The organism is Amycolatopsis sp. GM8 (assembly GCF_021653975.1).
Taxonomy (GTDB): domain Bacteria; phylum Actinomycetota; class Actinomycetes; order Mycobacteriales; family Pseudonocardiaceae; genus Amycolatopsis_E.
Genome location: NZ_JAJKFK010000013.1, coordinates 117,599 through 143,602, shown reverse-complemented (window position 1 = coordinate 143,602; position 26,004 = coordinate 117,599). Strand labels below are relative to the sequence as shown.

Annotated in this window: 26 protein-coding genes and 1 pseudogene; 14 read left to right on the top strand and 13 right to left on the bottom strand. The window is 68.4% G+C overall.

What is annotated here, in order from left to right; all coding sequences use genetic code 11:
* From LOZ83_RS38345 to LOZ83_RS38330, 4 genes are read left to right on the top strand one after another with little or no spacing between them, the layout of a single operon-like run.
* A complete protein-coding gene (locus tag LOZ83_RS38345) occupies positions 1-609 on the top strand; it encodes a DUF1707 domain-containing protein (RefSeq protein WP_236796845.1) in 609 nt (202 codons plus the stop codon).
* Positions 606-1,559, top strand: a complete 954-nt coding sequence (gene deoC, locus LOZ83_RS38340) for a deoxyribose-phosphate aldolase (RefSeq protein WP_236796828.1) — start codon at positions 606-608, stop codon at positions 1,557-1,559. The genes LOZ83_RS38345 and deoC overlap by 4 nt, the downstream gene beginning before the upstream one ends.
* On the top strand, positions 1,559-2,992 hold the full coding sequence (locus LOZ83_RS38335) for an aldehyde dehydrogenase family protein (RefSeq protein WP_236796827.1): 1,434 nt from the start codon (positions 1,559-1,561) through the stop codon (positions 2,990-2,992). Before deoC ends, LOZ83_RS38335 begins: the two co-directional genes overlap by 1 nt.
* Positions 2,985-3,839: an aldehyde dehydrogenase family protein gene (locus LOZ83_RS38330; RefSeq protein WP_236796826.1), complete on the top strand. Its 855-nt coding sequence runs from the start codon at positions 2,985-2,987 to the stop codon at positions 3,837-3,839. The genes LOZ83_RS38335 and LOZ83_RS38330 overlap by 8 nt, the downstream gene beginning before the upstream one ends.
* A 16-nt stretch (positions 3,840-3,855) precedes the next feature.
* On the opposite strand, the gene LOZ83_RS38325 is transcribed toward LOZ83_RS38330, so the two are convergent.
* Positions 3,856-4,491, bottom strand: a complete 636-nt coding sequence (locus tag LOZ83_RS38325) for a TetR/AcrR family transcriptional regulator (protein ID WP_236796825.1) — start codon at positions 4,489-4,491, stop codon at positions 3,856-3,858.
* A gap of 113 nt (positions 4,492-4,604) precedes the next feature.
* Here LOZ83_RS38325 and LOZ83_RS38320 point away from each other — a divergent pair, with 113 nt between their 5' ends.
* Together LOZ83_RS38320 and LOZ83_RS38315 are read left to right on the top strand one after the other, a co-directional pair.
* Complete coding sequence (locus LOZ83_RS38320; protein ID WP_236796824.1) at positions 4,605-5,777, top strand: cytochrome P450; 1,173 nt, start codon at positions 4,605-4,607, stop codon at positions 5,775-5,777.
* A gap of 9 nt (positions 5,778-5,786) precedes the next feature.
* Positions 5,787-5,975 carry a ferredoxin gene (locus tag LOZ83_RS38315; protein ID WP_236796823.1) on the top strand — a complete coding sequence of 63 codons (189 nt, stop codon included), beginning with the start codon at positions 5,787-5,789 and terminating at the stop codon, positions 5,973-5,975.
* A gap of 49 nt (positions 5,976-6,024) precedes the next feature.
* Here LOZ83_RS38315 and LOZ83_RS38310 read toward each other — a convergent pair whose 3' ends face one another.
* Genes LOZ83_RS38310 through LOZ83_RS38295 form a run of 4 tightly spaced genes read right to left on the bottom strand, consistent with a single transcriptional unit; the run spans position 6,025 to position 10,115 of the window.
* Complete coding sequence (locus LOZ83_RS38310; protein WP_236796822.1) at positions 6,025-6,852, bottom strand: carbohydrate ABC transporter permease; 828 nt, start codon at positions 6,850-6,852, stop codon at positions 6,025-6,027.
* Entirely contained in the window at positions 6,849-7,781 is a 933-nt protein-coding gene (locus LOZ83_RS38305) for a carbohydrate ABC transporter permease (RefSeq protein WP_236796821.1), read from the bottom strand. Before LOZ83_RS38305 ends, LOZ83_RS38310 begins: the two co-directional genes overlap by 4 nt.
* On the bottom strand, positions 7,778-9,118 hold the full coding sequence (locus LOZ83_RS38300; RefSeq protein WP_236796820.1) for a sugar ABC transporter substrate-binding protein: 1,341 nt from the start codon (positions 9,116-9,118) through the stop codon (positions 7,778-7,780). The genes LOZ83_RS38305 and LOZ83_RS38300 overlap by 4 nt, the downstream gene beginning before the upstream one ends.
* The gene (locus tag LOZ83_RS38295; protein ID WP_236796819.1) at positions 9,111-10,115 is read right to left on the bottom strand and encodes a zinc-dependent alcohol dehydrogenase family protein; all 1,005 of its coding nucleotides are present in this window, start codon (positions 10,113-10,115) and stop codon (positions 9,111-9,113) included. The genes LOZ83_RS38300 and LOZ83_RS38295 overlap by 8 nt, the downstream gene beginning before the upstream one ends.
* 119 nt (positions 10,116-10,234) lie before the next feature.
* Between LOZ83_RS38295 and LOZ83_RS38290 the strand changes: the two genes are divergently transcribed.
* From LOZ83_RS38290 to LOZ83_RS40965, 4 genes and pseudogenes are all read left to right on the top strand, one after another.
* Positions 10,235-11,197, top strand: a complete 963-nt coding sequence (locus LOZ83_RS38290) for a sugar-binding transcriptional regulator (protein WP_236796818.1) — start codon at positions 10,235-10,237, stop codon at positions 11,195-11,197.
* A 61-nt stretch (positions 11,198-11,258) separates the two neighbouring features.
* Positions 11,259-11,552, top strand: a complete 294-nt coding sequence (locus tag LOZ83_RS38285) for a nucleotidyltransferase family protein (protein WP_236796817.1) — start codon at positions 11,259-11,261, stop codon at positions 11,550-11,552.
* A pseudogene (locus LOZ83_RS40970) lies at positions 11,542-11,697 on the top strand (hypothetical protein); the annotation flags it as partial. The gene LOZ83_RS38285 and the pseudogene LOZ83_RS40970, both read left to right, overlap by 11 nt.
* The gene (locus tag LOZ83_RS40965; protein ID WP_374202772.1) at positions 11,664-11,876 is read left to right on the top strand and encodes a HepT-like ribonuclease domain-containing protein; all 213 of its coding nucleotides are present in this window, start codon (positions 11,664-11,666) and stop codon (positions 11,874-11,876) included. The pseudogene LOZ83_RS40970 and the gene LOZ83_RS40965, both read left to right, overlap by 34 nt.
* Here LOZ83_RS40965 and LOZ83_RS38280 read toward each other — a convergent pair.
* The gene (locus LOZ83_RS38280) at positions 11,866-13,131 is read right to left on the bottom strand and encodes a cytochrome P450 (protein ID WP_236796816.1); all 1,266 of its coding nucleotides are present in this window, start codon (positions 13,129-13,131) and stop codon (positions 11,866-11,868) included. The genes LOZ83_RS40965 and LOZ83_RS38280 overlap by 11 nt on opposite strands.
* A 121-nt stretch (positions 13,132-13,252) precedes the next feature.
* Between LOZ83_RS38280 and LOZ83_RS38275 the strand changes: the two genes are divergently transcribed.
* Entirely contained in the window at positions 13,253-13,678 is a 426-nt protein-coding gene (locus LOZ83_RS38275; RefSeq protein WP_236796814.1) for a hypothetical protein, read from the top strand.
* Complete coding sequence (locus LOZ83_RS38270) at positions 13,675-14,175, top strand: hypothetical protein (protein ID WP_236796812.1); 501 nt, start codon at positions 13,675-13,677, stop codon at positions 14,173-14,175. The genes LOZ83_RS38275 and LOZ83_RS38270 overlap by 4 nt, the downstream gene beginning before the upstream one ends.
* On the opposite strand, the gene LOZ83_RS38265 is transcribed toward LOZ83_RS38270, so the two are convergent.
* Positions 14,153-16,657, bottom strand: coding sequence for an RNA helicase (locus LOZ83_RS38265; protein ID WP_236796810.1), 2,505 nt, complete (start codon positions 16,655-16,657; stop codon positions 14,153-14,155). The two genes, LOZ83_RS38270 and LOZ83_RS38265, sit on opposite strands and share 23 nt — an antisense overlap.
* A 109-nt stretch (positions 16,658-16,766) precedes the next feature.
* On the opposite strand from LOZ83_RS38265, the gene LOZ83_RS38260 reads away from it, so the two are divergent.
* A complete protein-coding gene (locus tag LOZ83_RS38260; protein ID WP_236796809.1) occupies positions 16,767-18,026 on the top strand; it encodes a primosomal protein in 1,260 nt (419 codons plus the stop codon).
* A gap of 88 nt (positions 18,027-18,114) precedes the next feature.
* On the opposite strand, the gene LOZ83_RS38255 is transcribed toward LOZ83_RS38260, so the two are convergent.
* Together LOZ83_RS38255 and LOZ83_RS38250 are read right to left on the bottom strand one after the other, a co-directional pair.
* A complete protein-coding gene (locus tag LOZ83_RS38255) occupies positions 18,115-19,314 on the bottom strand; it encodes an MFS transporter (RefSeq protein ID WP_374202771.1) in 1,200 nt (399 codons plus the stop codon).
* A gap of 81 nt (positions 19,315-19,395) precedes the next feature.
* Positions 19,396-20,490 carry an adenosine deaminase gene (locus tag LOZ83_RS38250; protein ID WP_236796804.1) on the bottom strand — a complete coding sequence of 365 codons (1,095 nt, stop codon included), beginning with the start codon at positions 20,488-20,490 and terminating at the stop codon, positions 19,396-19,398.
* A gap of 208 nt (positions 20,491-20,698) precedes the next feature.
* Between LOZ83_RS38250 and LOZ83_RS38245 the strand changes: the two genes are divergently transcribed.
* Positions 20,699-21,883: a PA containing protein gene (locus LOZ83_RS38245; RefSeq protein ID WP_236796802.1), complete on the top strand. Its 1,185-nt coding sequence runs from the start codon at positions 20,699-20,701 to the stop codon at positions 21,881-21,883.
* 45 nt (positions 21,884-21,928) lie between these two features.
* On the opposite strand, the gene LOZ83_RS38240 is transcribed toward LOZ83_RS38245, so the two are convergent.
* From LOZ83_RS38240 to LOZ83_RS38225, 4 genes are read right to left on the bottom strand one after another with little or no spacing between them, the layout of a single operon-like run.
* Positions 21,929-23,200, bottom strand: a complete 1,272-nt coding sequence (locus tag LOZ83_RS38240; RefSeq protein WP_236796801.1) for a thymidine phosphorylase — start codon at positions 23,198-23,200, stop codon at positions 21,929-21,931.
* Positions 23,197-23,601: a cytidine deaminase gene (locus LOZ83_RS38235; RefSeq protein WP_255826930.1), complete on the bottom strand. Its 405-nt coding sequence runs from the start codon at positions 23,599-23,601 to the stop codon at positions 23,197-23,199. Before LOZ83_RS38235 ends, LOZ83_RS38240 begins: the two co-directional genes overlap by 4 nt.
* A complete protein-coding gene (locus LOZ83_RS38230) occupies positions 23,598-24,872 on the bottom strand; it encodes an ABC transporter permease (protein WP_236796800.1) in 1,275 nt (424 codons plus the stop codon). The genes LOZ83_RS38235 and LOZ83_RS38230 overlap by 4 nt, the downstream gene beginning before the upstream one ends.
* The gene (locus tag LOZ83_RS38225; RefSeq protein WP_236796799.1) at positions 24,872-25,963 is read right to left on the bottom strand and encodes an ABC transporter permease; all 1,092 of its coding nucleotides are present in this window, start codon (positions 25,961-25,963) and stop codon (positions 24,872-24,874) included. Before LOZ83_RS38225 ends, LOZ83_RS38230 begins: the two co-directional genes overlap by 1 nt.
* Between the last annotated feature and the right edge of the window lie 41 nt (positions 25,964-26,004).

The window sequence follows — 26,004 nt, the reverse complement described above, 5'->3', positions numbered from 1 at the left end:
ATGCGGGCCTCCAACGCCGACCGCGAGCGGGTCGCGCAGATCCTGCACAACGCGCTGTCCGAGGGCCGGATCACCGTGCCGGAGCTGGAGGAACGGCTCGACACCGTCTACGCCGCCAAGACGCTCAAGGACCTGCAGCCGCCGATCGCGGACCTGCCCGACGTCGCGCCCTCCGGCACCCTCGAACCGAGCCAGGCACGCGTCGTGGACAACCGGATCGGCGGCGTACCCGGCTCGCCGGCCTCGATCGCGGTCATGTCCGGCGCGACCCGCAAGGGCAGCTGGATCGTGCCGCCGCAGCACACCAGCTTCGCGTTCTGGGGCGGCATCGAGATCGACCTGCGCAACGCGCGCTTCGCCGAGCGCCAGTCGACCATCACAGCCGTGGCGATCATGGGCGGGATCGAGATCACCGTGCCTGACGACGTCCTGGTCGAAGTGAACGGTATCGGGTTCATGGGCGCCTTCGAAACCGAAGACCGCTTCGGCGCCCGCCCCGCACCACCGCCGGGCGCTCCCATCGTGCGCGTCACCGGGTTCGCGTTCTGGGGCGCGGTCAACGTCATCCGCACTCCCCGACCGCAGCCGCCGCCTACTATCGGGGCGTGAGTACACCGACTCTTCCGGCGAGTCTCGACGACGCGACCCGCGACGACGCCAGCCTGCGCCGGTTCCTGCACGGCCTCCCCGGCGTCGATCAGGTCGGCGTCGAAGCCCGCGCCGCCTCGCTCGCCACGCGCAGCATCAAGAAGGCCGCCAAGCTCTGGGCCATCAACACCGCGATCTCGATGGTCGACCTGACCACCCTCGAAGGCGCCGACACCCGAGGCAAGGTCCGCGCGCTCGCCGCCAAGGCCAAGCGCCCCGACCCCGATCATCCCGACACCCCGCAGGTCGCGGCCGTCTGCGTGTACCCGGACCTCGCGGCCACCGCCGTCGAGAATCTCAAGGGCACCGGGATCGGCGTGGCCAGCGTCGCGACCGCGTTCCCGTCCGGTCGCTCGAACCGCACGGCGAAACTCGCCGATGTCGCGCTCGCCGTCGAGTCCGGCGCGAGCGAAGTCGACATGGTGATCGACCGCGGCGCGTTCCTCGAAGGCCGCTACGGGCAGGTGTTCGAGGAGATCCAGGCGGTCAAGGCCGCGTGCGGCGACGCGCATCTGAAGGTGATCCTCGAGACCGGCGAGCTCGCCACGTACGACAACGTGCGGCGCGCGTCGTGGCTCGCGCTGCTGGCCGGCGGCGACTTCATCAAAACCTCCACCGGCAAGGTCTCCCCCGCCGCGACGCTGCCGGTCACGCACGTGATGCTGCAGGCCGTCCGCGACTGGTTCACCAGCACCGGCGAGCTGCGCGGCGTCAAACCGGCCGGCGGCATCCGCACCACGAAAGACGCGATCCGCTACCTCGTCGCGGTGCACGAGGTGGCCGGCGAGCAGTGGCTCACCCGGAAACTGTTCCGCTTCGGCGCGTCGAGCCTGCTCAACGACCTGATCCTGCAGCGGCGCACCCAGCTCGACGGTCACTACAGTGGCCCTGACTACGTGACGGTGGACTAGTGGCTGTCTTCGACTACGCGCCCGCGCCCGAATCCCGCGACCTGGCGAACCTCAAACCGAGCTACCGGCCGTTCATCAACGGCGAGTTCGTCGACGGCTCCGGCGAACCACTCAAGACGATCAACCCCGCGACCGAAGAGGTCCTCGCCGAGGTCGGCACCGCGTCACTGTCCGATGTGGACACCGCGGTGAAAGCCGCCCGCCGGGCGTATGAGAAGGTCTGGGGCCCGATGCCGGGTGCCGAGCGGGCGAAGTACCTGTTTCGCATCGCGCGGCTGATCCAAGAACGCTCGCGCGAGCTGGCGGTGCTGGAGTCGCTCGACAACGGCAAGCCCATCAAGGAATCCCGCGACTCGGACCTGCCGATCGCCGCCGCGCACTTCTTCTACCACGCGGGCTGGGCGGACAAGCTCGACTACGCCGGCTTCGGGCCCGACCCGAAACCGCTGGGCGTGGCCGGGCAGATCATCCCGTGGAACTTCCCGTTGCTCATGCTGGCCTGGAAGATCGCGCCCGCGCTGGCGACCGGCAACACCGTGGTGCTCAAGCCCGCGGAGACCACCCCGCTGACCGCGCTGGTGTTCGCCGAGATCTGCCAGCAGGCCGGGCTGCCGCCGGGAGTGGTGAACATCCTGCCCGGCGCGGGCGACGTCGGGCAACTGCTGGTGCGGCACCTCGACATCGACAAGATCGCGTTCACCGGGTCCACCGAGGTCGGCAAGCTGATCCAGCGCGAGGTCGCCGGCACCTCGAAGCGGCTGACCTTGGAACTGGGCGGCAAGGCGGCGAACATCGTGTTCGACGACGCGCCGCTCGACCAGGCCGTCGAGGGCGTCGTGAACGGCATCTTCTTCAACCAGGGCCACGTGTGCTGCGCCGGATCCCGGCTGCTCGTCCAGGAGTCCATTGTGGACGAGGTGATGGACAAGCTGCGCTACCGGGTGTCCACGATGCGGATAGGCGACCCGCTGGACAAGAACACCGATATCGGCGCGATCAACTCAGCCACCCAGCTGACCAAGATCCGCGAGCTGGTCGAGGCAGGCGAGGCCGAGGGCGCGCACCGCTGGACCAGTTCGTGCCCGGTGCCCGAACGCGGATTCTTCTTCGCTCCCACGGTGTTCTCCGACGTGCACCAGTCGATGCGGATCGCCCGCGAGGAGATTTTCGGCCCGGTGCTGTCGGTGCTGACGTTCCGCACGCCGTCCGAGGCGGTGACGAAGGCGAACAACACGCCGTACGGCCTGTCGGCGGGAATCTGGTCGGAGAAGGGTTCGCGAATCCTGTCGGTCGCGAACAAGCTGCGCGCCGGAGTGGTCTGGGCGAACACGTTCAACCGCTTCGATCCGGCGGCACCGTTCGGCGGATACCAGGAATCGGGCTTCGGCCGTGAAGGTGGCCGCATCGGCCTGGAGGGATACCTCAGTGTCTGAACGGGTGACCGTCGCCAAGACCTACAAGCTGTACATCGGCGGGGCGTTCCCGCGCTCGGAGTCCGGCCGCGTGTATCCGGTGCAGGACAACAAGGGCAAGTTCGTCGCGAACGCGGCGCACGCCTCCCGCAAGGACGTGCGGGACGCGGTTTCCGCCGCCCGCAAGGCTTTCCCGGGCTGGTCCGGCGCGACGGCGTACAACCGCGGGCAGGTGCTGTACCGGGTCGCGGAGATGCTCGAAGGCCGCCGAGACCAGTTCGTCGCGGAGGTCACGGCCGCCGAGGGCGGTCGCCGTGGTGCGTCCATTGTAGACGCCGCGATCGACCGGTGGGTGTGGTACGCGGGCTGGACCGACAAGATCGCGAGCGTGCTCGGCGCGGCGAATCCCGTCGCGGGGCCGTACTTCTCGTTCACCGTGCCGGAACCGACCGGGGTCGTGGGCGTGCTGGCGCCCCAGCAGTCCTCGCTGCTGGGGCTGGTCAGCGTGCTGGCGCCGGTGCTCGCGACCGGCTGCACGGCGGTCGTGGTGAGCAGCGAGGAGCGGCCGCTGCCCGCGATCACCCTGTCGGAGGTGCTCGCGACGTCCGACCTGCCGGCCGGGGTGGCGAACATCCTCACCGGGCGGGCGGCGGAACTGGGCCCGTGGCTGGCTTCGCATGGCGACGTCAACGCGCTCGACCCGATCGGCGCCGAGGACCGTGGCGCGCTCGCCCGCGAGGCGGCGGGGACGGTCAAGCGCGTGCTCGCCGTGCCGGCCGAGGAGCCGGACTGGACCGCGCGGCCGGACATCTCCCGCCTGCGCCGGTACCTGGAGGCGAAGACCGTCTGGCATCCGATGGGCGACTAGGCCGCGTTCTCACTGGTCAGCCGTGCCGGAGATCGTCCGCGGTGATGATCCGGCCGGGCAGCGGGACGCCGTGCCGCGCACGCAAACCGTCCAGCAGCAGGGCGAGCGTCCGCTCCTCGACCAGGTCCGTCACGTCGGCGGCGACCAAGATCTGCCGGAGCAGCAAGGAAACGACCACCGCGACATCACCCGAACCGACGTCGGGCCGGAGCGTGCCTTCCTGCTGCGCGGCCAGCACGATCCGGTCGAGGATCGCCAGCAGGTCGTCGCGAAGGCGCTGGTAGTCGGGATCGACGCGGATCGTTTCCCACGCCTGCGGCGAAAGCAGCGCGAGCCGGATACTCAACCGCAGGCCGCGGGAGCGGCTCAGCAGCCGGACGAGCGCCTCCCATGACGTCGCTTCCTCGGCCTCCGCGGCCTCCGCTTCGGTGAGCACCTCCGCGAAGTTGTCCTTCGACACCGCTTTGATCAGCGCCTCCCGATCCGGGAAACGGCGATAGAGCGTGCCGACCCCCACACCGGCCCGGCGGGCGATCTCCTCCATCGGTACCTCGGGGCCGTCCTCGGTGAACATCACCTTGGCCGTCGCGATGATCTGGGCGCGATTACGCAGCGCGTCAGCCCGCAGGCGCGTCTCCGGATCAGCGGTCACGCCCTGATTGTCTCATCTGAGGAAAGGTGGACGAACATCCTCCGCTTCGGTACCTTCGGTTGAAGTGGAAGGTGTTCGTCCGGATACTGAGAGTACGGATTGGGGTAGAACCGTTGACCACTGTCTCGCTTCCCATCACGAGGAGTTCCCCCTACTCGCCGCCGGAAGAGCATCTCCGGCTGCGCGAGGAAGCGCCGATCTCCCGTGTCACCCTGCCGAGCGGCCAGGAGGTCTGGGCCGTCACCCGGCACGCGGACATCCGCGCGGTGCTGACCGATTCGCGGTTCAGCTCCGACCGGGCCAACCCCGGTTTCCCGCTGCTGCACAGGCAGCGGGCGGACACCAAGTTCCGGCCGTCGCTGGTCTCGATGGACCCGCCGAAGCACGGGCCGGCCCGCCGGGCCGTGCTCGGGGAGTTCACCGTCAAGCGGATGGCCGCGTTGCGTCCGCGGATCCAGCAGATCGTCGACGAGCACTTGGACGCGATGCTCGCCGGGCCGAAGCCCGCCGACCTGGTGCCGGCGTTGTCCCTCCCGGTGCCCTCCCTGGTGATCTGCGAAATGCTCGGCGTGCCCTACGCGGACCACGACTTCTTCCAGGAGCGGTCGGCCAAGCTGCTGCGCCACACCACGCCGCGCGACGAACTCCGCCAGGCCCTCGACGAGCTGTACGACTACCTCGACGACCTGATCGGCCGCAAGGAGCAGGAGCCGGGCGACGACCTGCTGAGCCGGCAACTCGAGAAGACGAAGAACCGCGATGAGCTGGTCAGCCTCGGCTTCCTGCTGCTGATCGCCGGGCACGAGACCACCGCGAACATGATCTCGCTCGGCACCGTGACACTGCTAGAGCACCCCGACGCGCTGGCGGCGATCCGCGACGACCCGGCGAAGACCCCGAGCGCGGTCGAGGAACTGTTGCGGTACTTCACGATCGCCGAGTTCGCGACCTCGCGGGTCGCGGTCCAGAACATCGACCTCGCGGGCGTGCTGATCCGCGAGGGTGAGGGCGTGATCGCGCTCGGTAACACCGCCAACCGAGACCCGAAGGCATTCGACAACCCCAACGAGTTCGACATCGAACGCGGCGCGCGCCACCACGTCGCGTTCGGGTTCGGCGCGCACCAGTGCCTCGGCCAGAACCTGGCCCGGCTGGAACTGCAGATCGTGTTCGACACGCTGCTGCGCCGGGTGCCCGGCCTGCGCCTCGCGGTGCCGTCCGACCGGCTACCGTACAAGGACGACGCGAACGTATACGGGTTGTACGAGCTTCCCGTGACCTGGTAAGGAAAACTGATGCGAATTGTCGCCGACAAGGACGTCTGTGTGGGTGCCGGGCAGTGCGTGCTGACCGACCCGGAGACCTTCGACCAGAGCGAGGACGACGGCACGGTCATCCTGCTCGCCGAACACCCGGGTGACGAGCAGAAGGCACGCGAGGCCGTGCACGTCTGCCCGAGCCAGGCGCTCTCGATCGAGGCCTAGAACCCAGGTGGAGGGGACCCCGGACGACGGCCGGGGTCCCCTCGCCCGGTTACTTGACCGCGCCCATCGACAGGCCGCGCACCAGGTTCTTCTGCGCGATCCAGCCGACGATCATCACCGGCAGCGACGCGAGCAGCGCCGCCGCTGAAAGCTGCGCCCAGTACAGCCCTTCGCTGGTGATGAACCCGACCAGGAACACCGGCACCGTGCCGGCCCGCGCCGCGGTCAGGTTCACCGCGTAGAAGAACTCCGTCCACGAGAAGATGACGCAGATCAGCGCGGTCGCCGCGATTCCCGGCGCAACCACCGGCAGGATCACCCGGGACAGCAGCAACGGCAGCTTCGCCCCGTCGACCCGGCCGGCCTCGATGATCTCCGTCGGCACCTCCAGGAAGAACGAGCGCATCATCCAGATCGCCAGCGGCAGGTTCATCGCCGTGTACAGGATGATCAGCGCCCACACGTTGTCCAGCAGCTGAACCTTCTGCGAGATGACGTACAGCGGGATGATCGCCGCGACGATCGGCAACATCTTGGTGGACAGGAAGAAACCCATCACGTTGGCCGTCTTCGGTACCGGCGCGATGGACAGTGCGTACGCCGCGGGCACGCCCACGACCAGAACGACCAAAGTGGACACCACCGTCACGAACGCGGAATTGCCCAGATACGGCAGGAAACCACGGTCGATGATGTTCGCGAACTGGTGCAGCGTCGGGGTGAACGCCAGCCGCGGCGGGTCGGTGTAGGCGTCGGCCTCCTGTTTGAAGGCGGTCAGGATCATCCAGAGCAGCGGGAACACGAACAGGATCGCGATCAGCCAGGTGACGACGGTCAGCGAGACGCTGCCGGCCCGGCGCTGTGCTTGCGTGCTCATTTCACACCCCTGCTCACATCGAAGGTGCGGAACATCAGTCGCAGCGCGAAAGTCGCCACGATCAGCGTCATGATCACCACGACGACGCCCATCGCGGACGACTGGCCGACGTCGAAGCCCTGGAACGCGCGCTGGTAGATGTAGTACGGCAGGTTCGTGCTCGCGGTGCCCGGACCGCCTTGTGTCATCAGGAAAATCGCGTCGAAGCTGTTCACGATGTAGATCGCGCCCAGCAGCACCGACAGCTGGATGTAGCGCGACAGGTGCGGCAGCGTGATCGAGGCGAACGTGCGCCACCGGCCGGCCCCGTCCACCGACGCCGCCTCCAGCACGTCCTTCGGCTGGCTCTGCAGCCCGGCCAGGAGCAGCAGCATCATGAACGGCGTCCACTGCCAGATGATCTGCGTCATCACCGAACCCAGCGGGAACTCCGAAAGCCAGTCGGTGTCACCGCCGAACACGAAGTTCAGCAGCCCGTAGGTCGGGTCGAACATCGTGGTCTTCCACAGCAGCGCGCCCGCCGCCGGGAGGATCAGGAACGGCGTGATCAGCAGCGTCCGCACGAACCCGCGGCCGACGAACTTCCGGTCCAGCAGCAGGGCGAGCCCGAGCCCCAGCAGCAACGCGATCAGCACGCAGACCACGGTGAGCACCACGGTGTTGATCAGCGCGGTGCGGAACTGGGTGTCGGTGAACACGTCGATGTAGTTCTGCACGCCGACGAAATGAGCGGAACCGGGCCGGACGAGGTTCCAGGACTGGAACGAGTAGATCACCGTGACGACGAAGGGGATCTGCGTCACCACGATGGTGAACAGCAGGGCGGGCAACAGTGGCGCCCGCCGCGCCCAGCCCCCTCCTCTCGGTTTCGCCGCTGTTTCGGTCCGGGTTGTCCGTCCTGTTCGGAGTGAGGGCGCGACCGTGGTCATTTCGCCTCCCGGTAGGAATCGCCGACGGTTTGCGCGTACTTCTGGGACTGGTCGAGCGCGTCGTCCACGGAGATCTGACCGGCGATCGCCGCGGACAGCTCCTGGCTCACCCGGGTGCCGAGATCCTGGAACTCGGGGATGCCGACGAACTGGATTCCGGTGTAGGGCACCGGGTTCGCGTGCACGTTCTCCGACCGTGCGGCGTCGATGCTGTCCAGTGTCGGCTGGGCGTAGGCCTGGGCGGCCTGCCGGTACTCGGGGATCTGGTAGGTCGAGAGGCGGCAGCCGGGCGGCACCGCGTTCCACCCGTCGGCCTTCCCCACCAGCTGCACGAACTCCTTGTTCGTCATCCAGTTCAGGAAGGCCCACGAAGCCTGCTTGTCCTTGGCCACCTTGGGAATCGCGAGCGACCAGGTGTAGAGCCAGCCGCTGGACTTCGTCTGCTCGACCGGGGCTGGCACGTAGGCGGACTTGCCGACGATCTTGCTGCTGCTGGGATCCTCGTTGGTGCCGGCCATGACCGTCGCGTCGTACCACATCGCGGCCTGCCCCTGCGAGTACCGCGTGCCGCATTCGGAGAACCCGGCGCTGGACGCGCCGACCTCGCCGTGCTGACGGACCAGGTTCACGTAGAAGTTCGCCGCCGTCTTGAACTGCGGTGAGGTCAGCTGCGCGTTCCAGTTCGGGTCGAACCAGGAGGCGCCGAAGGTGTTCGCGATCGTGTCGAACGGGGCGAGGTTCTCACCCCAGCCCGGCTTGCCGCGCAGGCAGATGCCGGAGATGCCGGTGTTCTTGTCGTCGAGCTTCGCGGCGAAGTCGGCGACCTGCTGCCAGGTGGGGTGCGCGGGCATGGTCAGCCCGGCCTTGTCGAACAGGTCCTTGCGGTAGGCCAGGAACGACGATTCGCCGTAGAACGGCACCGCGTACATGTTCCCGTTGTAGGACAAGGAGTCCTTGATACTCGGGATGAAGTCGGCGGGGTCGTAGCCGGGAGTGCCGTCCACGTACGGCTGCAGGTTCTCCAGCCAGCCGTTCGCCGCCCACTGCGGGGTTTCGTAGTTGCTGATCATCACCACGTCGAACTCGCCGCCCTGGGTGGCGACGGACGAGGTGATCTTCGCGCGGGCCTGGTTTTCGGGCAGCGACACGAACTTGAGCTTGATGCCCGGGTTCGCCGCCTCGAACTCGTGGGACAGCGCGATGGCGTCGTTCATCTGCGGGTTCGACACGATCGCGATCACGAGCGTGCGGCCGCTCGCGCCGAACTCTCCCGCGCCGGCGCAGCCGGTCAGCGTGAGCAGCAGGGCGACGGCGAGGAGGGCGAGGCGTTTACGCATCGGTTCCTCCTGGCAGCACCTGCACCTTCAGCCCCGCACCACTGCGCATCAGCTCCAGTGCGTCGGGGAATCTTTCGAGTGGGAGCGCGTCGGTGAGCAACGCGCGGGTGTCCACCGCGCCGTTCGCGACCAGATCGAGCGCCGCGCCATAACTGTGCAGAACTGCCATCGAACCCACCACCGTGATCTCGTCGTTGTAGATACGGAAGGGAGAAAGCGCTATCCGCGCCTCGGCCGGCGCGACCCCGAACACCAGGAAACGGCCGCCACGGCGCAATGCGTCGAAAGCGGCTTCCATCGCGGGCGCGGCACCGGTGCAGTCGACCGAGGCGTCGAACCGTTCACCGTCCAATTCGGACACATCGGCGGCGACGGCGTGCGCACCGAGGTCCTTGGCCCGTGGCAGGCGGGCGGCGTTGCGGTCGACCATCGTTACGCGGGCACCGGCGCGCTGCAGAAGCTGTTGCATGATCAGGCCCATGGTGCCGGCGCCGACGACGAGAAAGCGCTCTCCCGCTTCGACGCCGATGCGCCGCACTCCGTGCACCGCGCACGAGACGGGTTCGACGAGCGCGCCTTCCTGCCAGTTCAGGTGATCGGGCAGCCGGTAGCAGTTGGCCGACGGGACCGCGACGTATTCGGCGAAGGCGCCGTCCACGGTGTCACCGGTGGCGCCCCAGTTCTCGCAGAGGTTGCCGTGCCCGGCCCGGCACGGATCGCAGTAGCCGCAGAAGAGCGAGGGGTCGACCGCGACACGGTCCCCGACCTTCCAGCCGCCCGGGACGCCGCGGCCGAGTTCGACGATCTCGCCCGCGAACTCGTGCCCCGGCACGATCGGATACGGGGTGGGCGGGAAGTGGCCGTCGGCGATGTGCAGATCCGTGCCGCAGATTCCGGTGGCACCGACCTTGATCACCACCTGGCGCTCACCCGGCACCGGGTCGGCTACCTCGCCGACCCGAATCGATCCTGGCTGGTCAACGATCGCGGCCCGCACTCAGCTCACCTCTCCAGCGCTCAAATGAGCGCTTCACAACGCTGTGGTCCTATGCACGCAGCTGCATTAGAGGGCTTTTGTCTCTACTTCGTCAACCGTTTTCAGGCTATAGTGCTCAGATGAGCGTGAAGAGGGATCTGGTGGACACGATGACGTCGGCCGTCATCGCGCACCGCTTCTACGTCGCGGGCAAGTCGAAAATCGAGATCGCGGAGGAGTTCGGGGTCAGCCGGTTCAAGGTGGCGCGTGTGCTCGACTGGGCGCGGGACACCGGACTGGTGCGGATCGACTTCGACCTGCCGGTGCCGGTGGACGTGCGACTGTCCGACGAAGTGCGTTCGGCGTACGGGCTCGACCAGTGCTTCGTGCTCGATCGAGCGGCGAGTGAGGGCGACCGGCCGGAGGTGCGGCGGCGCATCGGCGCGGTCGCGGCGCGGCTGCTTTCGGAGATCGTGACGGAGAACGACGTGCTCGGGTTGTCGTGGGCGCGTTCGGTGAACGTGACCACCGAGGCCGTGCGGCAGCTCGCGAAGTGCCCGGTCGTGCAACTGTGCGGGGTGCAGGCGGGAATCGACACGCGGGACCGTTCGGTGGAGACGGTCAGCCGGCTCGCGGCGACGTCGGGCGCGGACGCGTATCCGATCTACGGACCGTTGGTCCTACCCGACCGCCGGACGACGGAGATCCTGCGGCGGCAGCCGGGGATCGCGGAAACGTTCGGGCAGTTCAAGAATCTGACGAAGGCCGTGGTGAGTATCGGGGCCTGGCTGCCGGGAGAGTCCACTGTGTACGACGCGGTGCACGCGGAGGAACGCGAGGCGATCGCCGCCCGCGGCGCGAAGGCGGAAGTGGCCGCACGGCTTTTCGACGGTGAGGGCAAACCGATGTCGACCGGTCTCGCGCACCACGTGCTCGCCATCAGCACCGAGGAACTGTTGCGGGTGCCGGAGGTGATCGCACTCGGCTACACCGCCCCCAAAGCGGAGGCGATCGATGCCGTGCTGCGCTCGGGCCTGGTCTCGACCCTGATCACCGACACCGCCGCCGCCGAACGCCTCCCCCGCCTGGCGGCGGCGAAGTAACGCGTGTTGGCGCTTCTGGACGTTAGAATCGTGTCAGCCGGCCAGGAGAGGAGTTTGGGCGATGTCAGGGCAAGTAGTCGACGAAATGGAGCTTCGCCGCATCTGTGCCCGGTACGGGATCGCCACCCTGCGCATCTTCGGCTCGGCCGCGCGCGGAGAAGCTGGTGCCGCCAGCGATGTCGACGTGCTGTACGAGCTGCAGCCGGGCAGGAAGCTCGGTTGGGAAATCGAGGACCTCAACCAGGAGCTGACGAGGCTCTTCGGGCGCCCCGTCGACCTGGTCTCGAAAAAGTCACTCCACCCACTGCTTCGCGACACGGTGCTGAACGAGTCCAGGCCGCTCTATGCAGCGTGACCGGCTGTTCATTGCGGAGATGATCGAGGCAGCCGAGCAGGCACGGGCTCTCACGGCGGGCATCGGCATCGACACGCTCGTACACGATCGGCAGCGTAGGGATGCCCTGCTGTGGAACTTCACCGTCTTGGGCGAAGCGGCGGCGCGAGTTTCGCAAGACCTGAGGGAACATCATCCCGAGATTCCCTGGCGCCGCCCTGCCGACCTGCCGACCTGCGTAACCGCATCGTGCACGGTTATTGGTCGATCGATCTCGAGATCCTCCACGCGACGGCCACCGAGCAGCTGAGCGGGCTGGTCAAGGCTCTCCCCGTTACAGGGTGACCGGGAGGGATTCGACGCCGTAGACGACTGAGGTCTTGCGGTAGGCCAGGTCCTCGGGGGCGACGGCCAGGCGCATGTCCGGGAAGCGGCGGACCAGCGCGGGGTACGCCGCGCGCAGCTCCATGCGCGCCAGCTCGGCGCCGATGCACCGGTGCAGGCCCCAGCCGAAAGCCAGGTGCGACGAGGATTCCCGCGTGCCGTCGAAGGATTCCATGCTCTCGCCGAGCTTTTCGTCGCGGTTCGCGCCGCTGAGTGACACGAACACGATGTCCCCCTTGGCGATGCTCACCCCGCCGACCTCGATGTCCTCCTTGGCGAACCGCGGGAACGCCACCTGCACCACGGTCAGATACCGCAGCAACTCCTCGACGAAGTTGTTGATCGCGTCGTCGTTCTCGCGCACCAGCTCGAACGTCGAGCGGTCGCGCAGCAGGACGATCGCGCCCAGCGCGAGCATGCTCGCCGTGGTTTCGAGTCCACCGGTCAGCACCCCGTCGGCCAGGCCCGCCAGCTCGATGTCGGAGATCTCGTCGCCGTGCTCCTTGATGAGCATGCCGAGCAACCCGTCGGTAGGCGCCTCGCGCTGCTTCCGCACGATTTCGCCCATGTATTTCAACGATTCCGAGATCGCGCCGAACGACGCACCGGCACCGGCGAACAGGTCGAACCGCACGGTGCTCAGCCGCTGGAAATCGGCACGGTCCTCATAGGACACACCGAGCAGCTCGCAGATCGTGAGCGACGGGATCGGCAGCGCGTAGGACTGCATGAGGTCCGCCTGGCCGTCACTCGCGGCCATCGCGTCCAGCTGCTCGTTGATGATCTCGTTGATCCGCGGCGTGAGCCGGCTCAGCCGGCGCATCGTGAACTCGGGCGTCAGGAGCTTGCGCAGCCGGGTGTGGTCGGGCGGATCCGCGAACCCGAGGCCACCGGGATTGGTGTCCTCCGACATTCCGGCGGTGCCGACGAGGTTCGTGTAGTCGTTGCTGAACTTGCCGGCGGCGCCCAGCACTTCCTTGCTCTCGTCGTACCCGGTGACCAGCCACGCCCGCAGCCCGAACGGCAGCTTGAGCCGGGTGACCGGGGTCGTCGCGCGCTTCGCGCCCAGCTCCGCGACCGGGTCGAGCTCGGTGCGGCGCAACGGCATCAGGGCGGCGTCGGGCAGCAACGTGACCAGGTCCACGCCTTTGCGTTGCTTGCGTTCGATGTATTTGCGCCCGAGCCACCCGACGATCCGGGAGCGAAGATCGGTCATGGCCCGGATGCTACACGCGGGAACGCGCTGCTCGGGGCGGCTTCGAGGTGTCCAGCAGGTGACGAAAGCCACCTGTCATCCCGGGGTTGACAGAAGTCGCCGGGAGCGCGACCCTGAATGGGTGAAACGTCAACCCCGGGGTGACACGTGGGACCACACTCTCGCGCACCGGACCGCCGACACGCGGGACGCCGTGCGCGACCGGTTCCTGGACAACGACGTGCCGGCCGACCGGGTACAGGCCGTCCTCGACGACGGCGGCGACGCGCTGTACGCGGCGGCGAACGGCGAGGACAAGGACTGGACGGACCGCTTCGGCGGCCCGGTCGCGGTCGCGTTGCTCGCGGCCGAGGTCAGCGCGCTGACCGCACACCTCAACTCGCGCGCCTCGGCCGTACGCGGCCGCGCGGTACGGGAACTGCTGGACGAGTACAGCGCCGTCTCGGTCGCCGCGCACCTGGGCGTCTCCCGGCAGAAGGTCTACGACATCGGCCGCGCGAACAACCTCGGTACCTTCCTCGACCGCACTCCCTGGAGGCAGTCATGAACGAACTGGTGCACCTTCCCGACCCCGCGCTGCAGCCCTTGGTCCACCCGCTGGACCTGCGCGAGGCCCGGCGCCCGTTCCGGATCTCGTGGCTGGTCGGCGCGCTCACGAACCCGCCGGTCGCGCTCTGCCTGGCCGCGCTGACCTGGTTCGCCAGTGGCAGCTATGTCGTGCCGCTGATCGCCGGGGCCGCGCTCATCGGCTTCGGCGCGCTGGCCGGCCGCTACTACGCCGAGCAGGCCTGGGCGTTCATCCCGCGCAAACGGCAGGACCGCACCCGCCCGCTGCCGATCGGCTGGCAACTCGCCGCGAACATCCTGTTCCCGGTGGAGCTGGCCGCGGTCCTGGTGCTGGTCCTGCGGCGACTCGACCAGCTCGACGTGAGCACCGGCGTCCGCCAGGTCACGCTGTGGATGAGTCTCGCCGTGGGCCTGGTGGTGCTCGGTCAGTTCGTGGTCCTGATCGCGCGCGGGACTACAGCTGGTTCACGCCGGTAACCCGGACCACGGCTTCCCCGAGCTCGTCGGACGCCGCGAGGTCGGCCTCCGCACTGATCCCCCAGTCATGGTCGCCCTCGGGGTCGTCGAAGATCTGCCGCAGCCGCCAGATCTCCGCCTCCTTCTCGATGATCAGCAGCGCCGGGCCGCGCGCATCGGGGCCTGTGCCCAGCTCGTCGTGCTCCTCGAAGTAGTCCTCAAGTGCCGCCTCCCACTCGACGGCGTCCCAGCCCGACGCGCCGTCCAGCGCGCCGAGCTCCTCATACGCGCGACGCGCCGCCAGCTCCACCCGCCGGAACAGCTCGTTCCGCACCAGCACGCGGAAAGCGCGCTCGTTCCGGGTGACCGGCGGCGGGCCCTCGGGGAGTGACGGCGCGTGCGCGGACGTGTCGCCCGGGTGCCGCAACGCTTCCCACTCGTCGAGCAGGCTGGAGTCGACCTGCCGCACCAGCTCGCCGAGCCACGCGATCAGGTCCTGCAGTGCCTCGGTTTTCGCCTCATCGGGCACGGTGTGCCGCAACGCGTCGTAACCGTCCGCCAGATACCGCAGTACCAGGCCTTCCGACCGGGCGAGCGAGTAGAAGTTGATGTACTCCACGAAGTTCATCGCCCGCTCGTACATGTCCCGCACGACCGACTTCGGCGACAACTGGTAGTCCGCGACCCACGGATGCCCGCCGCGATAGGTCTCGTACGCCGCGCCCAGCAACTCTTCCAGCGGCTTCGGGTAGGTGACCTCGTCGAGCAGCGCCATCCGCTCGTCGTACTCCATGCCCTCGGCCTTCATCGCCGCCACCGCCTCGCCGCGCGCCTTGAACTGCTGCTGCGACAGCACCGGACGCGGGTCGTCCACAGTGGACTCGATCACCGACACGACGTCCAGCGGGTACGACGGCGACTCGACGTCCAGCAGGTCGATCGCGGCGAGCGCGAACGGCGAAAGCGGCTGGTTCAAAGCGAAATCGAACTGCAGGTCAACCGTGAGCCGGACGATCCGGCCCTCGCCGTCGGGCTCGTCGAGCCGTTCGACGACACCCGCGGCGAGCAGCGCGCGGTACATCGCGATCGCGCGCAGGATGTGCCGGCGCTGCGCCGGCCGGTCCTCGTGGTTGTCCTCCAGCAGATGCCGCATGTGCTCGAAGGCGTTGCCCGGCCGGGAAATCACGTTCAGCAGCATCGAGTGGCTGACCCGGAAGCTCGACGTGAGCGGCTCCGGCTGCGAGGCGATCAGCCGGTCGAAGGTGCTCTCCGTCCAGTTGACGAACCCCTCGGGCGCCTTCTTCCGGACGATCTTCCGCTTCTTCTTCGGGTCGTCGCCGGCCTTCTCCAGCAGTTTCGCGTTCTCGACCACGTGGTCCGGCGCCTGCACGACGACATACCCGTCGGTGTCGAACCCCGCGCGCCCCGCCCGGCCGGCGATCTGGTGGAACTCGCGCGCCTTCAGATGCCGTTGCCGCACCCCGTCGTACTTCGTCAACGCCGAGAAGACCACCGTCCGGATCGGCACGTTGATGCCGACGCCGAGCGTGTCGGTCCCGCAGATCACCTTGAGCAGCCCCGACTGCGCGAGCTGCTCGACCAGGCGCCGGTACTTGGGCAGCATTCCCGCGTGGTGCACCCCGATCCCGTGCCGCACCAGCCGGGACAACGTCTTCCCGAAACCCGCGGAGAACCGGAAGTCGCCGATCACGTCGGCGATCGCGTCCTTTTCCGCGCGCGTGGTCACGTTGATGCTCATCAGCGCCTGCGCCCGCTCGATCGCCGCGGCCTGCGAGAAATGCACGACGTAGACCGGCGCTTGCCCGCCGTTCAACAGTTCCGACATCGTTTCGTGCAACGGCGTCAGCGCGTACCGATAGGTCAGCGGCACCGGCCGCTCCGCCGAAGTGACCACCGCCGTCGTCCGGCCGGTGCGGCGCGTGAGGTCCTTCTCGAAGAAGGAAACGTCGCCCAGCGTGGCCGACATGAGCACGAACTGTGCCTGCGGGAGTTCGACGATCGGAACCTGCCAGGCCCAGCCTCTGTCCGGTTCGGAATAGAAATGGAACTCGTCCGCGACCACCTGGCCCACCGGCGCGTCAGCACCGAACCGCAACGCGATGTTCGCCAGGATTTCGGCCGTACAACAAATGATCGGGGCGTCCGGGTTGACGCTGGAGTCACCCGTCATCATCCCGACGTTGTCCGCGCCGAAGATCTCGATCAGCGAAAAGAACTTCTCCGAGACGAGCGCCTTGATGGGCGCCGTGTAATAGGACCGCTTGCCGTGCGCCATCGCCGTGAAATGCGCACCCACCGCGACCAGGCTTTTTCCGGAACCGGTCGGGGTGGACAAGATGACGTTGGCGCCCGAGACGACCTCGATCAGCGCCTCCTCCTGCGCCGGGTACAACTCGATGCCACGTTCGGCCGTCCATGACGAGAACGCTTCGAACAACGCGTCGGGTTCGGGAGCCGCTGGTAGGAGATCTGCGAGTGTCATTATGTTCCCATCGTGCCATCCGCGGGTGTGCAGGTCATGGGGCCCATCGCGGCTTCACCCGCAAACCCGTAGGCTTCGCTGCACACAGGTGGTAATCCGGAGGCTTGGCATGGCACAGGACATCGTCCCGATCGAACTCGGGCTGCCACAGGGGGACCTGGTCACCCTCTGGGCCCCGCGCTGGCGGGAGGACGGTGAGGAATGGGAGGCCTTCCTCGGCGATGACGAGGATCTCTATGCCTTCCCCGACGCCGCGCATCTGGCGGCGTTCGTCCGGACCGCCGAACAGCACGACCTGATCGACCATCCGGCCTGGCAGGTCGTGCCGGCACTGAACGTGCCCGAGCTGATCCCCGATGACGACCATTCCTTCGACCTTGTCGGCGTGCCCGAACTGGTCGCGGAGGAGCCGGACTCGTGGACGATCAGCGAGCTGGCGGAGATCATCGGCATCGTGCGGTCGCTCGCGGACGTGTGCGAGCTCGACGAGGTGCACGAGGTGCTCGACGCCACCGAGGGCTTCTCGCTGCTGGACCAGGGCCGCCTGCCGTTCACCGGCCGCGAGGGCGAGCGCCTGTGGACGGACCTGTCCGAGGCGGTGTCGGACAAGTGGGACACCGTGCTCGACGCGATCGACAGCCTCGTGAAGGTGCCCGAGGTGGATGCCGCGGTATTGGAACAGACCGCCGAGGAGCTCGCCGCGTTCCTGGAGGAGTCCGCCGAGGCGGAGGCCGGGGTCGACACCGAGGCCGAGGATCTCGACGAGGACCTCGACACCGTGGAAGAGGACGACGAAGAGGAAGAGCCGGTCGGTTTCTGGGGCGAGGTCGGCATCGACCCGATCAAGATCGTCACCTCCGACAAGGAGTACTACACGCTCCGGTGCTACCTCGAAGACGAGCCGGTGTTCCTCGGCTCCGACGACCGCATCGACGTGTTCGCGTCAGCCCGGGCGCTGGCGCGCTCGCTCGCCGGCAAGGAACTGGCGGACACCGACCTCGCGCAGGTGTCCACTTGGGACGAAGTGCTGACCAAGGCGACCGCGGGTGAGCTGGAGGTCGAGGTCGACACCGACAACACCTACGTGCTCGCCGGGCTGGCCGAGGATCTGGCCGAAGGCCCCGACGCGATCGACCCGACGCAGCTCGAACTGGCGGTGGAACTGCTCACCGACGCGGCCGATTGGGCCGACGACGACTCGGTGTCCACGGCACTGTCCTCTTCGGAGAGTCTGGGCTGGCTGATCTCGTTCGTGCTCCACCCGGACCCGAACCGGCTCGCGCCGAGCCCGCCGTTCGACACCGAACAGAGCGAGTGGCGCAAACTGGTCGAGACCTTCGAAAACCGCCTGCGGGTGCACGGGAAGTAACACCGGGAAACCGCGGCCCGGCAAGGAAAACCAAGGGCACACCGGCCACGAACGTCGAACACTCGGCGATCGGGGCCGGGGCTCACGATCACCGGCGCTCGGCGTGTACCGGGGTCAGCCAGATCGCCAGCACCGGGAACACCGCGGCGATGCCGAACGCCAGCGCATAACGTGAGTCGCCGATCACCAGGCCCAGCAGGGGCGGGGTCAGCGACGCCGCCACGTTCTGCGCGGTGTTCTGCGCCCCCATCGCCCGCCCCGCCCAGTCGATCCCGGCCAGCTCGGCCGACGCCGTGAAGCCGAGACCGTTGTCCGCCACGGTGATCACCGCCGCGAGGACCAGCGCGAGCAACACCAGCCACAGACCCGTCACGTCCCCGAGCCCGACCAGCAGCATCACCACCGCACTGGCCACCGCCAGCTGCCGCATCGGGCGCAGCCTGCTGCCCACCCGGTCCGACCACCACCCCGAAACCAGCCGCCCCACCGCGCCGAGCGCCTGCACCGCCGCGAGGAACCAGCCGGCCGCGAGCGGACTCCACTGGTGCTGGGTCACCAGATACACCGGCGCGAACGCCGACACCGCGAACTGCGGCACCACCAGCAACGTGCTCGCCCCGTGCAGGCGCCACAACGTCGGCTCGCGATAGGGCGAGCGGGCCTTCGGCGCACCCTCCTTCTTCGGCGGGCGCGGCGGGTCGATGACGAGCCAGGCCACGAGCGCGGCAACCACCAGCGCGAAACCGGCCGGGAACAGCATCGCCGCGTGGAAGCCCCAGTGTTGCGCGAGCGGCGGCAGCGCGAGCGCCGCGACGCCGACACCCAATGGCTGCGCGGTCTGCCGGATCCCCATCGCGACGCCGCGTTCCGACGGCGCGAACCAGCCCATCACCGCCCGGCCGCTGGCGGCGTTGACCGACGCGGTGCTCGCCCCGGCGAGCAGGAACAGCACGAACATCGCGCCGATCGACGGATGCGCGAGGCCGGCGACGAGCAACAGCAGCCCCGAAACCCCCAGCCCGATCGCCATCACGAGCCGCTCGCCGTACCGGTCGGCCGCGGCGCCCCACGCGATGAGCGTCAGCAGCAGGCCGACGCTGGGCGCGGCGACCACGGTGCCCGCCTGCGCGAGCGACAGGCCGTCGGCCGCGCGCATCGCCGGTACCAGAAACGGGATGCCGTAGAGGAACGAGCAGCTCGCGGTCTGGGCGGAGAGGCCTAGCGCGAGGATCCCCCACCGTCGCTTGCTCTCCGTGCCCAGCACCGCGGACTCACCCATTGCGACCATCCCAGTATATGAGAACCAAGTCTTATATCTTGGACTTTAGTTACTCATGCTAAGGACAGCAAGGGTTTTGTGCCCCGGCAGTCAGACCAACGCCGCGTAGCCGGGCTTGATCACGTTGTTGATCAGCGCGAGACGCTGATCGAAATCGATGAACGCGGACTTCATCGCGTTGATCGTGAACCACTGCAGATCGGCCCAGCCGTACCCGAACGCCTCCGCCAGCGCGGCGAACTCGCTCGACAGCGTGCACCCGCTCATCAGCCGGTTGTCGGTGTTGACGGTCACTCGGAAGCGCAGCTTGCTCAGTAACCCGATGGGGTGGTCGGCGATCGACGCGGCGGCGCCGGTCTGCACATTGGACGACGGGCAGATCTCCAGCGGGATGCGGCGATCGCGGACGTACGCGGCCAGCCGGCCGAGCTCGACCGAACCGTCCGGGTTCGACTTGAGGTCGTCCACGATGCGGACCCCGTGCCCGAGCCGTTCCGCGCCACAATGCTGAATAGCTTCCCAAATAGACGCGAGTCCGAACGCCTCACCGGCATGAATGGTGAAATGCGCATTGTTGGTCCGCAAATACTCGAATGCGTCGAGATTTCGGGTGGGCGGAAATCCCGCTTCCGGTCCCGCGATGTCGAACCCGACGACTCCGGCGTCCCGGTAACGCACTGCGACCTCGGCGATCTCCTGCGCCCGGGCGTGCTGACGCATCGCACACAGAAGAGTACCCATTCGAGTGGTTTTTCCCTGCTCAGCGGCTCGTCGCTCACCCTCAGCAAACCCCGCCTGGACCGCCTCGACGACGGCGTCCAGCGAGAGCCCGTGCTCGACGAACAGCTCCGGCGCGTACCGCACCTCGGCGTACACGACGCCGTCGGCGGCGAGGTCCTCCGCGCACTCGGCGGCCACCCTGACCAGCGCTTCTTCGGTCTGCATGACACCGCAGGTATGCGCGAAGGTCTCGAGATAGGACTCGAGCGAACCGGAGTCGGCGGCACCCCGGAACCAAAGGCCCAGCTCGCCGACGTCCGTGGTGGGTAAAGCGTCATAGCCGATGGCGTCGGCCAGCTCGATCACGGTGCCCGGACGCAGGCCACCGTCCAGGTGATCATGGAGTAATACCTTGGGTACTCTGCGGATCGAGTCCGAGGTCAGAGGCGTGTACTCAGCAGACATGCCATCACGGTACCGAGCCCGTTTCACCCCGATGGCCCCGCAAGTCTCCACCTCCACTCAACCCTCAGCTCCGGCCCGCCCCCGGTAATGGGCCATGTGAGTAGACCTGCGGCCGATGGCCTTTACGGGGGCGATACCCACAGCAATTTTCTGATGGTTAAGCTTCCGGCCAACGTCCCTTCTTTCCCCGCCGACGAAGGACATCGAAGTGACCACTGACAATCACATTGGAGCTCCGTCCTTCGACCGGATGCGCAACATGCTGGTGCGCGCGGCCGAAGTCCGGGAGAGCGAGCAGCAGCAGATCTTCGACGCGCTGGACGACATCTACGCGCGGCTCGCCCCTGTCGACTCGCTCGGCGCCGTGCGCAAGCGACTGTCCGAGCTGCCCGACCGCACCGAGGTCAGTGTGCTGGCGGAGCGGCTCGACGAGGCCATGTCCAAGCTCGAAGCTCAGGACAACGCCATCGCCGACCTGGCCCGCGCGGTGGAGAGCATCGTCGACAAGCTGGCCAAGCCGTTCGCCCAGCTGGACGGCAGGCTCGACGGGGTCGCGGCCCGGTTCGAGGGCGTCGCGGGCCGGATGGACGGCCTCGAGGACAAGCTCCAGAACATCCACCGCCGGCTCGACGAGCTGGGCGGGCACCTGGACAAGCAGGATGGGAAGCTCGACTCGATCCCGCAGTCGGTGCTCGGTCCCGTGAACGACCGCATCGAGCGTGCCGAGTCGGCGCTGCGCGAGCGCGTCGAGGCCGGGGACGCCGATCTGCGCCAGCGCATCGAGACCGGTGAAGCCGATCTGCGCCAGCGGATCGACTCCGGCATCGGCGGCCTGCGCGAGCGCGTCGAGTCCGGCGACGCCGACCTGCGCACCCGCGTGGAGAACCTCGACAACGCGACCCGCGAGCGCATCGAGGCCAGCAACCAGACGCTGCGTACGGCGCTCGAAGAGACCGGCGAAATGGTCGACTCGTCCGTGCGCCTCGACGGGCTGTCGAACCGCCTGGAGACGATCACCAACCGGATCGACGACCTGGCCAGCCGGATCGACAAGGTCGAGGACGGGGTCAACCACCAGTTCGGGGACCTCGGCGCCTCGGTCAAGACCGGCTTCGCGCGCGTCGACGGCACCCTGTCCGGGCGGCCGGACACCGACAACGTGTCGAACATCGTGCGCCAGCACAACGAAGAGTCCGAGCGCCGCATCGGCGGCCAGCTGGACGAGGCGATGGCCACGTTCGCGGAGCTGATGCTCGGCGGCGGCCCGGCCGTCCCGCAGATCGCCCCGCCGCCCCCGGCCCCCCGCCAGCCGCGCCGCGCGCGCAACGGCCGAGCGCCGAAGGGGCCCGAGGTCAAGACCAAGGCCGACAGCGAAGAGACCCCCGAGGCCTGAGCCCGAACCGGAAAGCCCCTCACTCCGCGAGGTGAGGGGCTTTCTTCATGAGCGGATGGTGTCGAGGATCAGGGGCCGCCGCGGAACCGGATCACCTATCGACACGGCATCGCTCAGCGCCTCCAAGGCCGCGGGAACGGCCTCCGGGGTGTCGGTATGCAGCTCCAGCAACGGTTCCCCGGCGGACACGGGATCGCCCGGCTTCGCGTGCAGGAGGATGCCCGCCGCGTGCTGCACCGGGTCCTCCTTGCGGGCGCGGCCCGCGCCGAGCCGCCAGGCGGCGACGCCGACGGCATAGGCGTCCAGTCGCGACAGCACGCCGTCCGCCGGCGCTTCGACGACGTGGACGTGCCGCGGCTTCGGCAGCGCGGCCTCCGGATCGCCGCCCTGCGCGGTGATCATCCGGCGCCACGTCTCGTACGCCTCGCCCGAAGCGAGCACCCGCGCCGGGTCCACATCGGACAACCCGGCCAGTGCGAGCATTTCCCGCGCCAGCGCGAGGGTCAGCTCGACCACGTCCGCCGGTCCCCCGCCCTGGAGCACCTCGACGGCCTCGGCGACCTCGACGGCGTTCCCGACCGCGCGGCCGAGCGGGGTGCCCATCTCGGTCAGCAGCGCCGTCGTCTCGACCCCGTGCGCGGTGCCGATCTCGACGAGTGTCCTGGCCAGTTCCCTTGCCTGCTCAGGGGTTTTCATGAACGCGCCGGAACCGGCCTTGACGTCCAGCACCAGTCCGGCCGAGCCCTCGGCGATCTTCTTGCTCATGATCGAACTGGCGATCAGCGGGATCGACTCGACCGTGCTCGTGACATCCCGCAGCGCGTAGAGCTTCCGGTCGGCCGGCGCCAGCCCCTCGGTCGCCGCGCACACCACGGCGCCGACCTCGCCCAGCTGACGCGTGATCTCCTCGGTCGACAGCGCCGCGCGCCAGCCGGGGATCGACTCGAGCTTGTCGAGCGTCCCGCCGGTGTGCCCGAGCCCGCGCCCGGACAGCTGCGGCACGGCCGCACCGCAGGCGGCAACGAGCGGCGCGAGCGGCAGGGTGATCTTGTCGCCGACGCCGCCGGTCGAATGCTTGTCCACGGTCGGGCGGTCGACGTCGAGCTGCAGGCGAGAGCCCGAGTCGATCATCGCGCCGGTCCAGGTGGCGATCTCGTGCGCGTCCATGCCGCGCAGGAAGATCGCCATGGCCAGCGCCGCCATCTGCTCCTCGGCGACGATCCCGCGGGTGTACGCGTCGACGACCCACGCGATCTGCTCGTCGCTCAGCCGCTCGCCGTCGCGCTTCGCGCGGATGACGTCCACCGCGGTGATCACGGCAGGTCCTGGGGGCCGAACGCGTCCGGCAGCACCTTCGACATCGGCAGGATCCCGGATGGCGTGTCCACGAGGCATTCCGGACCGCCGTGCTCGTAGAGCAGCTGGCGACAGCGGCCGCACGGCATCAGCAGGTCGCCGTCGCCGGAACGGCAGGCGACCGCCACCAGGCGGCCGCCGCCGGACAGCCGCAGCTGCCCCACCATCGTGCACTCGGCGCACAATCCCAGCCCGTACGAGGCGTTCTCGACGTTGCAGCCCTGCACGACCCGGCCGTCGTCGGTCAGTGCGGCGACACCGACGAGGAGCTGCGAGTACGGCGCATACGCGTTCCGCGCCACCCGCACCGCCTCCGCGCGCAGCGCATCCCAGTCCACAGTGGACTCGATGGGCACCGTCAATCCCCTTCACCGCGCCGATATCGGGCCCCGTCGGCCTTCGGCGGGCGTAGTCGCTGCGAGGCCACGGCGAGCACGATCAGGGTCACCACATGCGCGGTGTACGGGATCAGGTCGCCGGGCAGCGTGTCGTTCGACCAGTAGATCCAGTACAGGACACCGGCGCCGACCACACCGAGCGCGGCCGCGATCCACTGCCGCCGGATCAGCTGCACCACCACGAGGACACCGAGCAACAGCACCGCGCCGTACAACAGCGCGAGCACCGCCTTGCCACCACCGGCGAGCTGCAAACCGTCGGCGTACCCGAACAGCGCGGCGCCGCCGAGCAGGCCGCCCGGCCGCCAGTTGCCGAAGATCATCGCGGCGAGACCGATGTACCCGCGGCCGTTGGTCTGGCCCTCCAGGTACCCGCCGCCGCCCTGCAGCAGCACCAGCGCCGCGCCGCCCATCCCGGCGAGCGCGCCGGAGAACAGCACACCGGTGTACTTGTACGCGTATACGTTGACGCCCAAGGATTCCGCCGCGACCGGGTTCTCCCCGCACGAACGCAACCGGAGCCCGAACCGGGTCCGCCACAGCACGAGGTAGCTCACCGGCACCAGCAGGATCGCGATGATCGTCAGCGGCGAAACCCCGGTGACGAGGCCGTTGATGAGGCCGGCCGCATCCGAGATACCCACCCGCTGCTGCTTCTCCAGGCCGCTGAGCCAGTCGGACAGGTACGTCGCGGAGTAGGTGTCGAACGTCGGCACCGTCGGCGACTGCCGCGGATTTCCGGACAGTGGCTGGAAGATCAGCGTCGCCAGGTACTTGGCGATGCCGAGCCCCAGCAGGTTGATCGCCACCCCGGAGACGATGTGGTTGACGTTGAACGTCACCGTCGCGATCGCGTGCAGCAGGCCGCCGAGTGCGCCCATCACGATCGCCGCGACCAGGCCCAGCCACGGCCCGCCGTAGTAGGCACCCCAGGCGGCGCCCCAGGTACCGAGGATCATCATGCCCTCGAGCCCGATGTTGATCACGCCGGCACGTTCCGACCACAGGCCGCCGAGCGCGGCCAGCAGGATCGGCAGCGCGAGCCGCAGCGCGGTCTGCGCGGTGTTGGTCGAGGTGAGCGTGTTGACGCCGGTCAGGTACGAAGCCGCGGACAGCACCGCGATCACGCCGATCGCCCACAGGATTCCCTTGGCCCAGCCGGGTAACCGCCGCCGCGGGGGCGGGGTCGGCATCGTCATCGCGTCGCCGGACTGGCTTGCCACGTCGAGCGCCATCAGATCGCACCCCCTTCCGCGACCGAGGCCGGCCGGCCGCCACTGAGCGCCCGGCCGACGCGCCGTTGCGCGGCGGCCAGATCGGCGCGCCGGACGACTTCGTAGGCCACCACGACCGACAGCACGATCGCGCCCTGCATGATCGTCGCGATCTCCTTCGGCACGTGCACCTGCTCCAGCGAAACCGCCGACTTGTCGAGGAACGCCCACAGCAGCGCGCCGAGCGCGATCCCACCGGGATGGTTGCGGCCCAGCAGCGCGACCGCGATCCCGGTGAAGCCGTAGCCCTGCGTCGAAGTGATCGCGTAGGTGTAGTCACGGCCGAGCAGTTCCGGCAGCGCGACCATTCCCGCCACGCCACCGGAAAGCAGCATCGCGATGAGCGTCATCCGCTTCGAGTTGACCCCGCCCGCGGCCGCCGCCGTCGTCGACTCGCCGCTCGCGCGCAGCTCGAAGCCGAACCGGGTGCGGTTGAGCATGAACCAGTAGGCGAGGCCGATCGCGGCCGCGATGAACACGAACCCGAACAGGCTCGCGTCGCCGATCGGGATGCCCGGGATCCGGCCCGACGGGTCGATGACCTGGGTGCGCAGGTTGTTGCCGGTCAGCACCCCGAACTGGTCGGGGTTGATCAGGAACGCCACGATGCCGCCGACGATCGAGTTCAGCATGATCGTCGAGATGACCTCGCTGACGCCGCGGGTGACCTTGAGGACCGCCGGGATCGCCGCGTAGAGCACGCCGGCCGCGACCGCGACGATGATGATCACCACCACGTGCAGCACCGGCGGCAGGTGCAGCGCGCCGCCGATGATCGCCGCCCACACGGCCGCGAACCGGTACTGGCCCTCGACGCCGATGTTGAACAGGTTCATCTGGAACCCGATCGCGACCGCCAGCCCCGACAGGTAGTACACGGTCGCGAGGTTCACTGTGTCGACCGCGGTGGTGCCCTGGCCGAGCTGGCGGAGCATGGTCCAGTACGCCTGCAACGGGTCCGAACCGGAGATCAGCAGCGCGATCGAGCAGATCAGCAGTGAGAAGACGATCGCCAGCAGTGGCGGGAGAACCTTGGTACGCCAAGAAGTCATGCGGCCGCTCCAATCTGCGGGACGCCCGCACCCGGTCGGCT

Bases quoted from the DNA above. Each gene is read 5' to 3' on its own strand.
- LOZ83_RS38230 (WP_236796800.1), bottom strand. From the start codon at position 24,872: ATGGCGCTCGACGTGGCAAGCCAGTCCGGCGACGCGATGACGATGCCG.
- LOZ83_RS38315 (WP_236796823.1), top strand. From the start codon at position 5,787: ATGCGAATTGTCGCCGACAAGGACGTCTGTGTGGGTGCCGGGCAGTGC.
- LOZ83_RS38305 (WP_236796821.1), bottom strand. From the start codon at position 7,781: ATGACCACGGTCGCGCCCTCACTCCGAACAGGACGGACAACCCGGACC.
- LOZ83_RS38300 (WP_236796820.1), bottom strand. From the start codon at position 9,118: ATGCGTAAACGCCTCGCCCTCCTCGCCGTCGCCCTGCTGCTCACGCTG.
- LOZ83_RS38310 (WP_236796822.1), bottom strand. From the start codon at position 6,852: ATGAGCACGCAAGCACAGCGCCGGGCCGGCAGCGTCTCGCTGACCGTC.
- LOZ83_RS38250 (WP_236796804.1), bottom strand. From the start codon at position 20,490: ATGTCTGCTGAGTACACGCCTCTGACCTCGGACTCGATCCGCAGAGTA.
- LOZ83_RS38345 (WP_236796845.1), top strand. From the start codon at position 1: ATGCGGGCCTCCAACGCCGACCGCGAGCGGGTCGCGCAGATCCTGCAC.
- LOZ83_RS38285 (WP_236796817.1), top strand. From the start codon at position 11,259: ATGTCAGGGCAAGTAGTCGACGAAATGGAGCTTCGCCGCATCTGTGCC.
- LOZ83_RS38290 (WP_236796818.1), top strand. From the start codon at position 10,235: ATGAGCGTGAAGAGGGATCTGGTGGACACGATGACGTCGGCCGTCATC.
- LOZ83_RS38225 (WP_236796799.1), bottom strand. From the start codon at position 25,963: ATGACTTCTTGGCGTACCAAGGTTCTCCCGCCACTGCTGGCGATCGTC.
- LOZ83_RS38270 (WP_236796812.1), top strand. From the start codon at position 13,675: ATGAACGAACTGGTGCACCTTCCCGACCCCGCGCTGCAGCCCTTGGTC.
- LOZ83_RS38265 (WP_236796810.1), bottom strand. From the start codon at position 16,657: ATGACACTCGCAGATCTCCTACCAGCGGCTCCCGAACCCGACGCGTTG.
- LOZ83_RS38260 (WP_236796809.1), top strand. From the start codon at position 16,767: ATGGCACAGGACATCGTCCCGATCGAACTCGGGCTGCCACAGGGGGAC.
- LOZ83_RS38280 (WP_236796816.1), bottom strand. From the start codon at position 13,131: ATGACCGATCTTCGCTCCCGGATCGTCGGGTGGCTCGGGCGCAAATAC.
- LOZ83_RS38255 (WP_374202771.1), bottom strand. From the start codon at position 19,314: ATGGTCGCAATGGGTGAGTCCGCGGTGCTGGGCACGGAGAGCAAGCGA.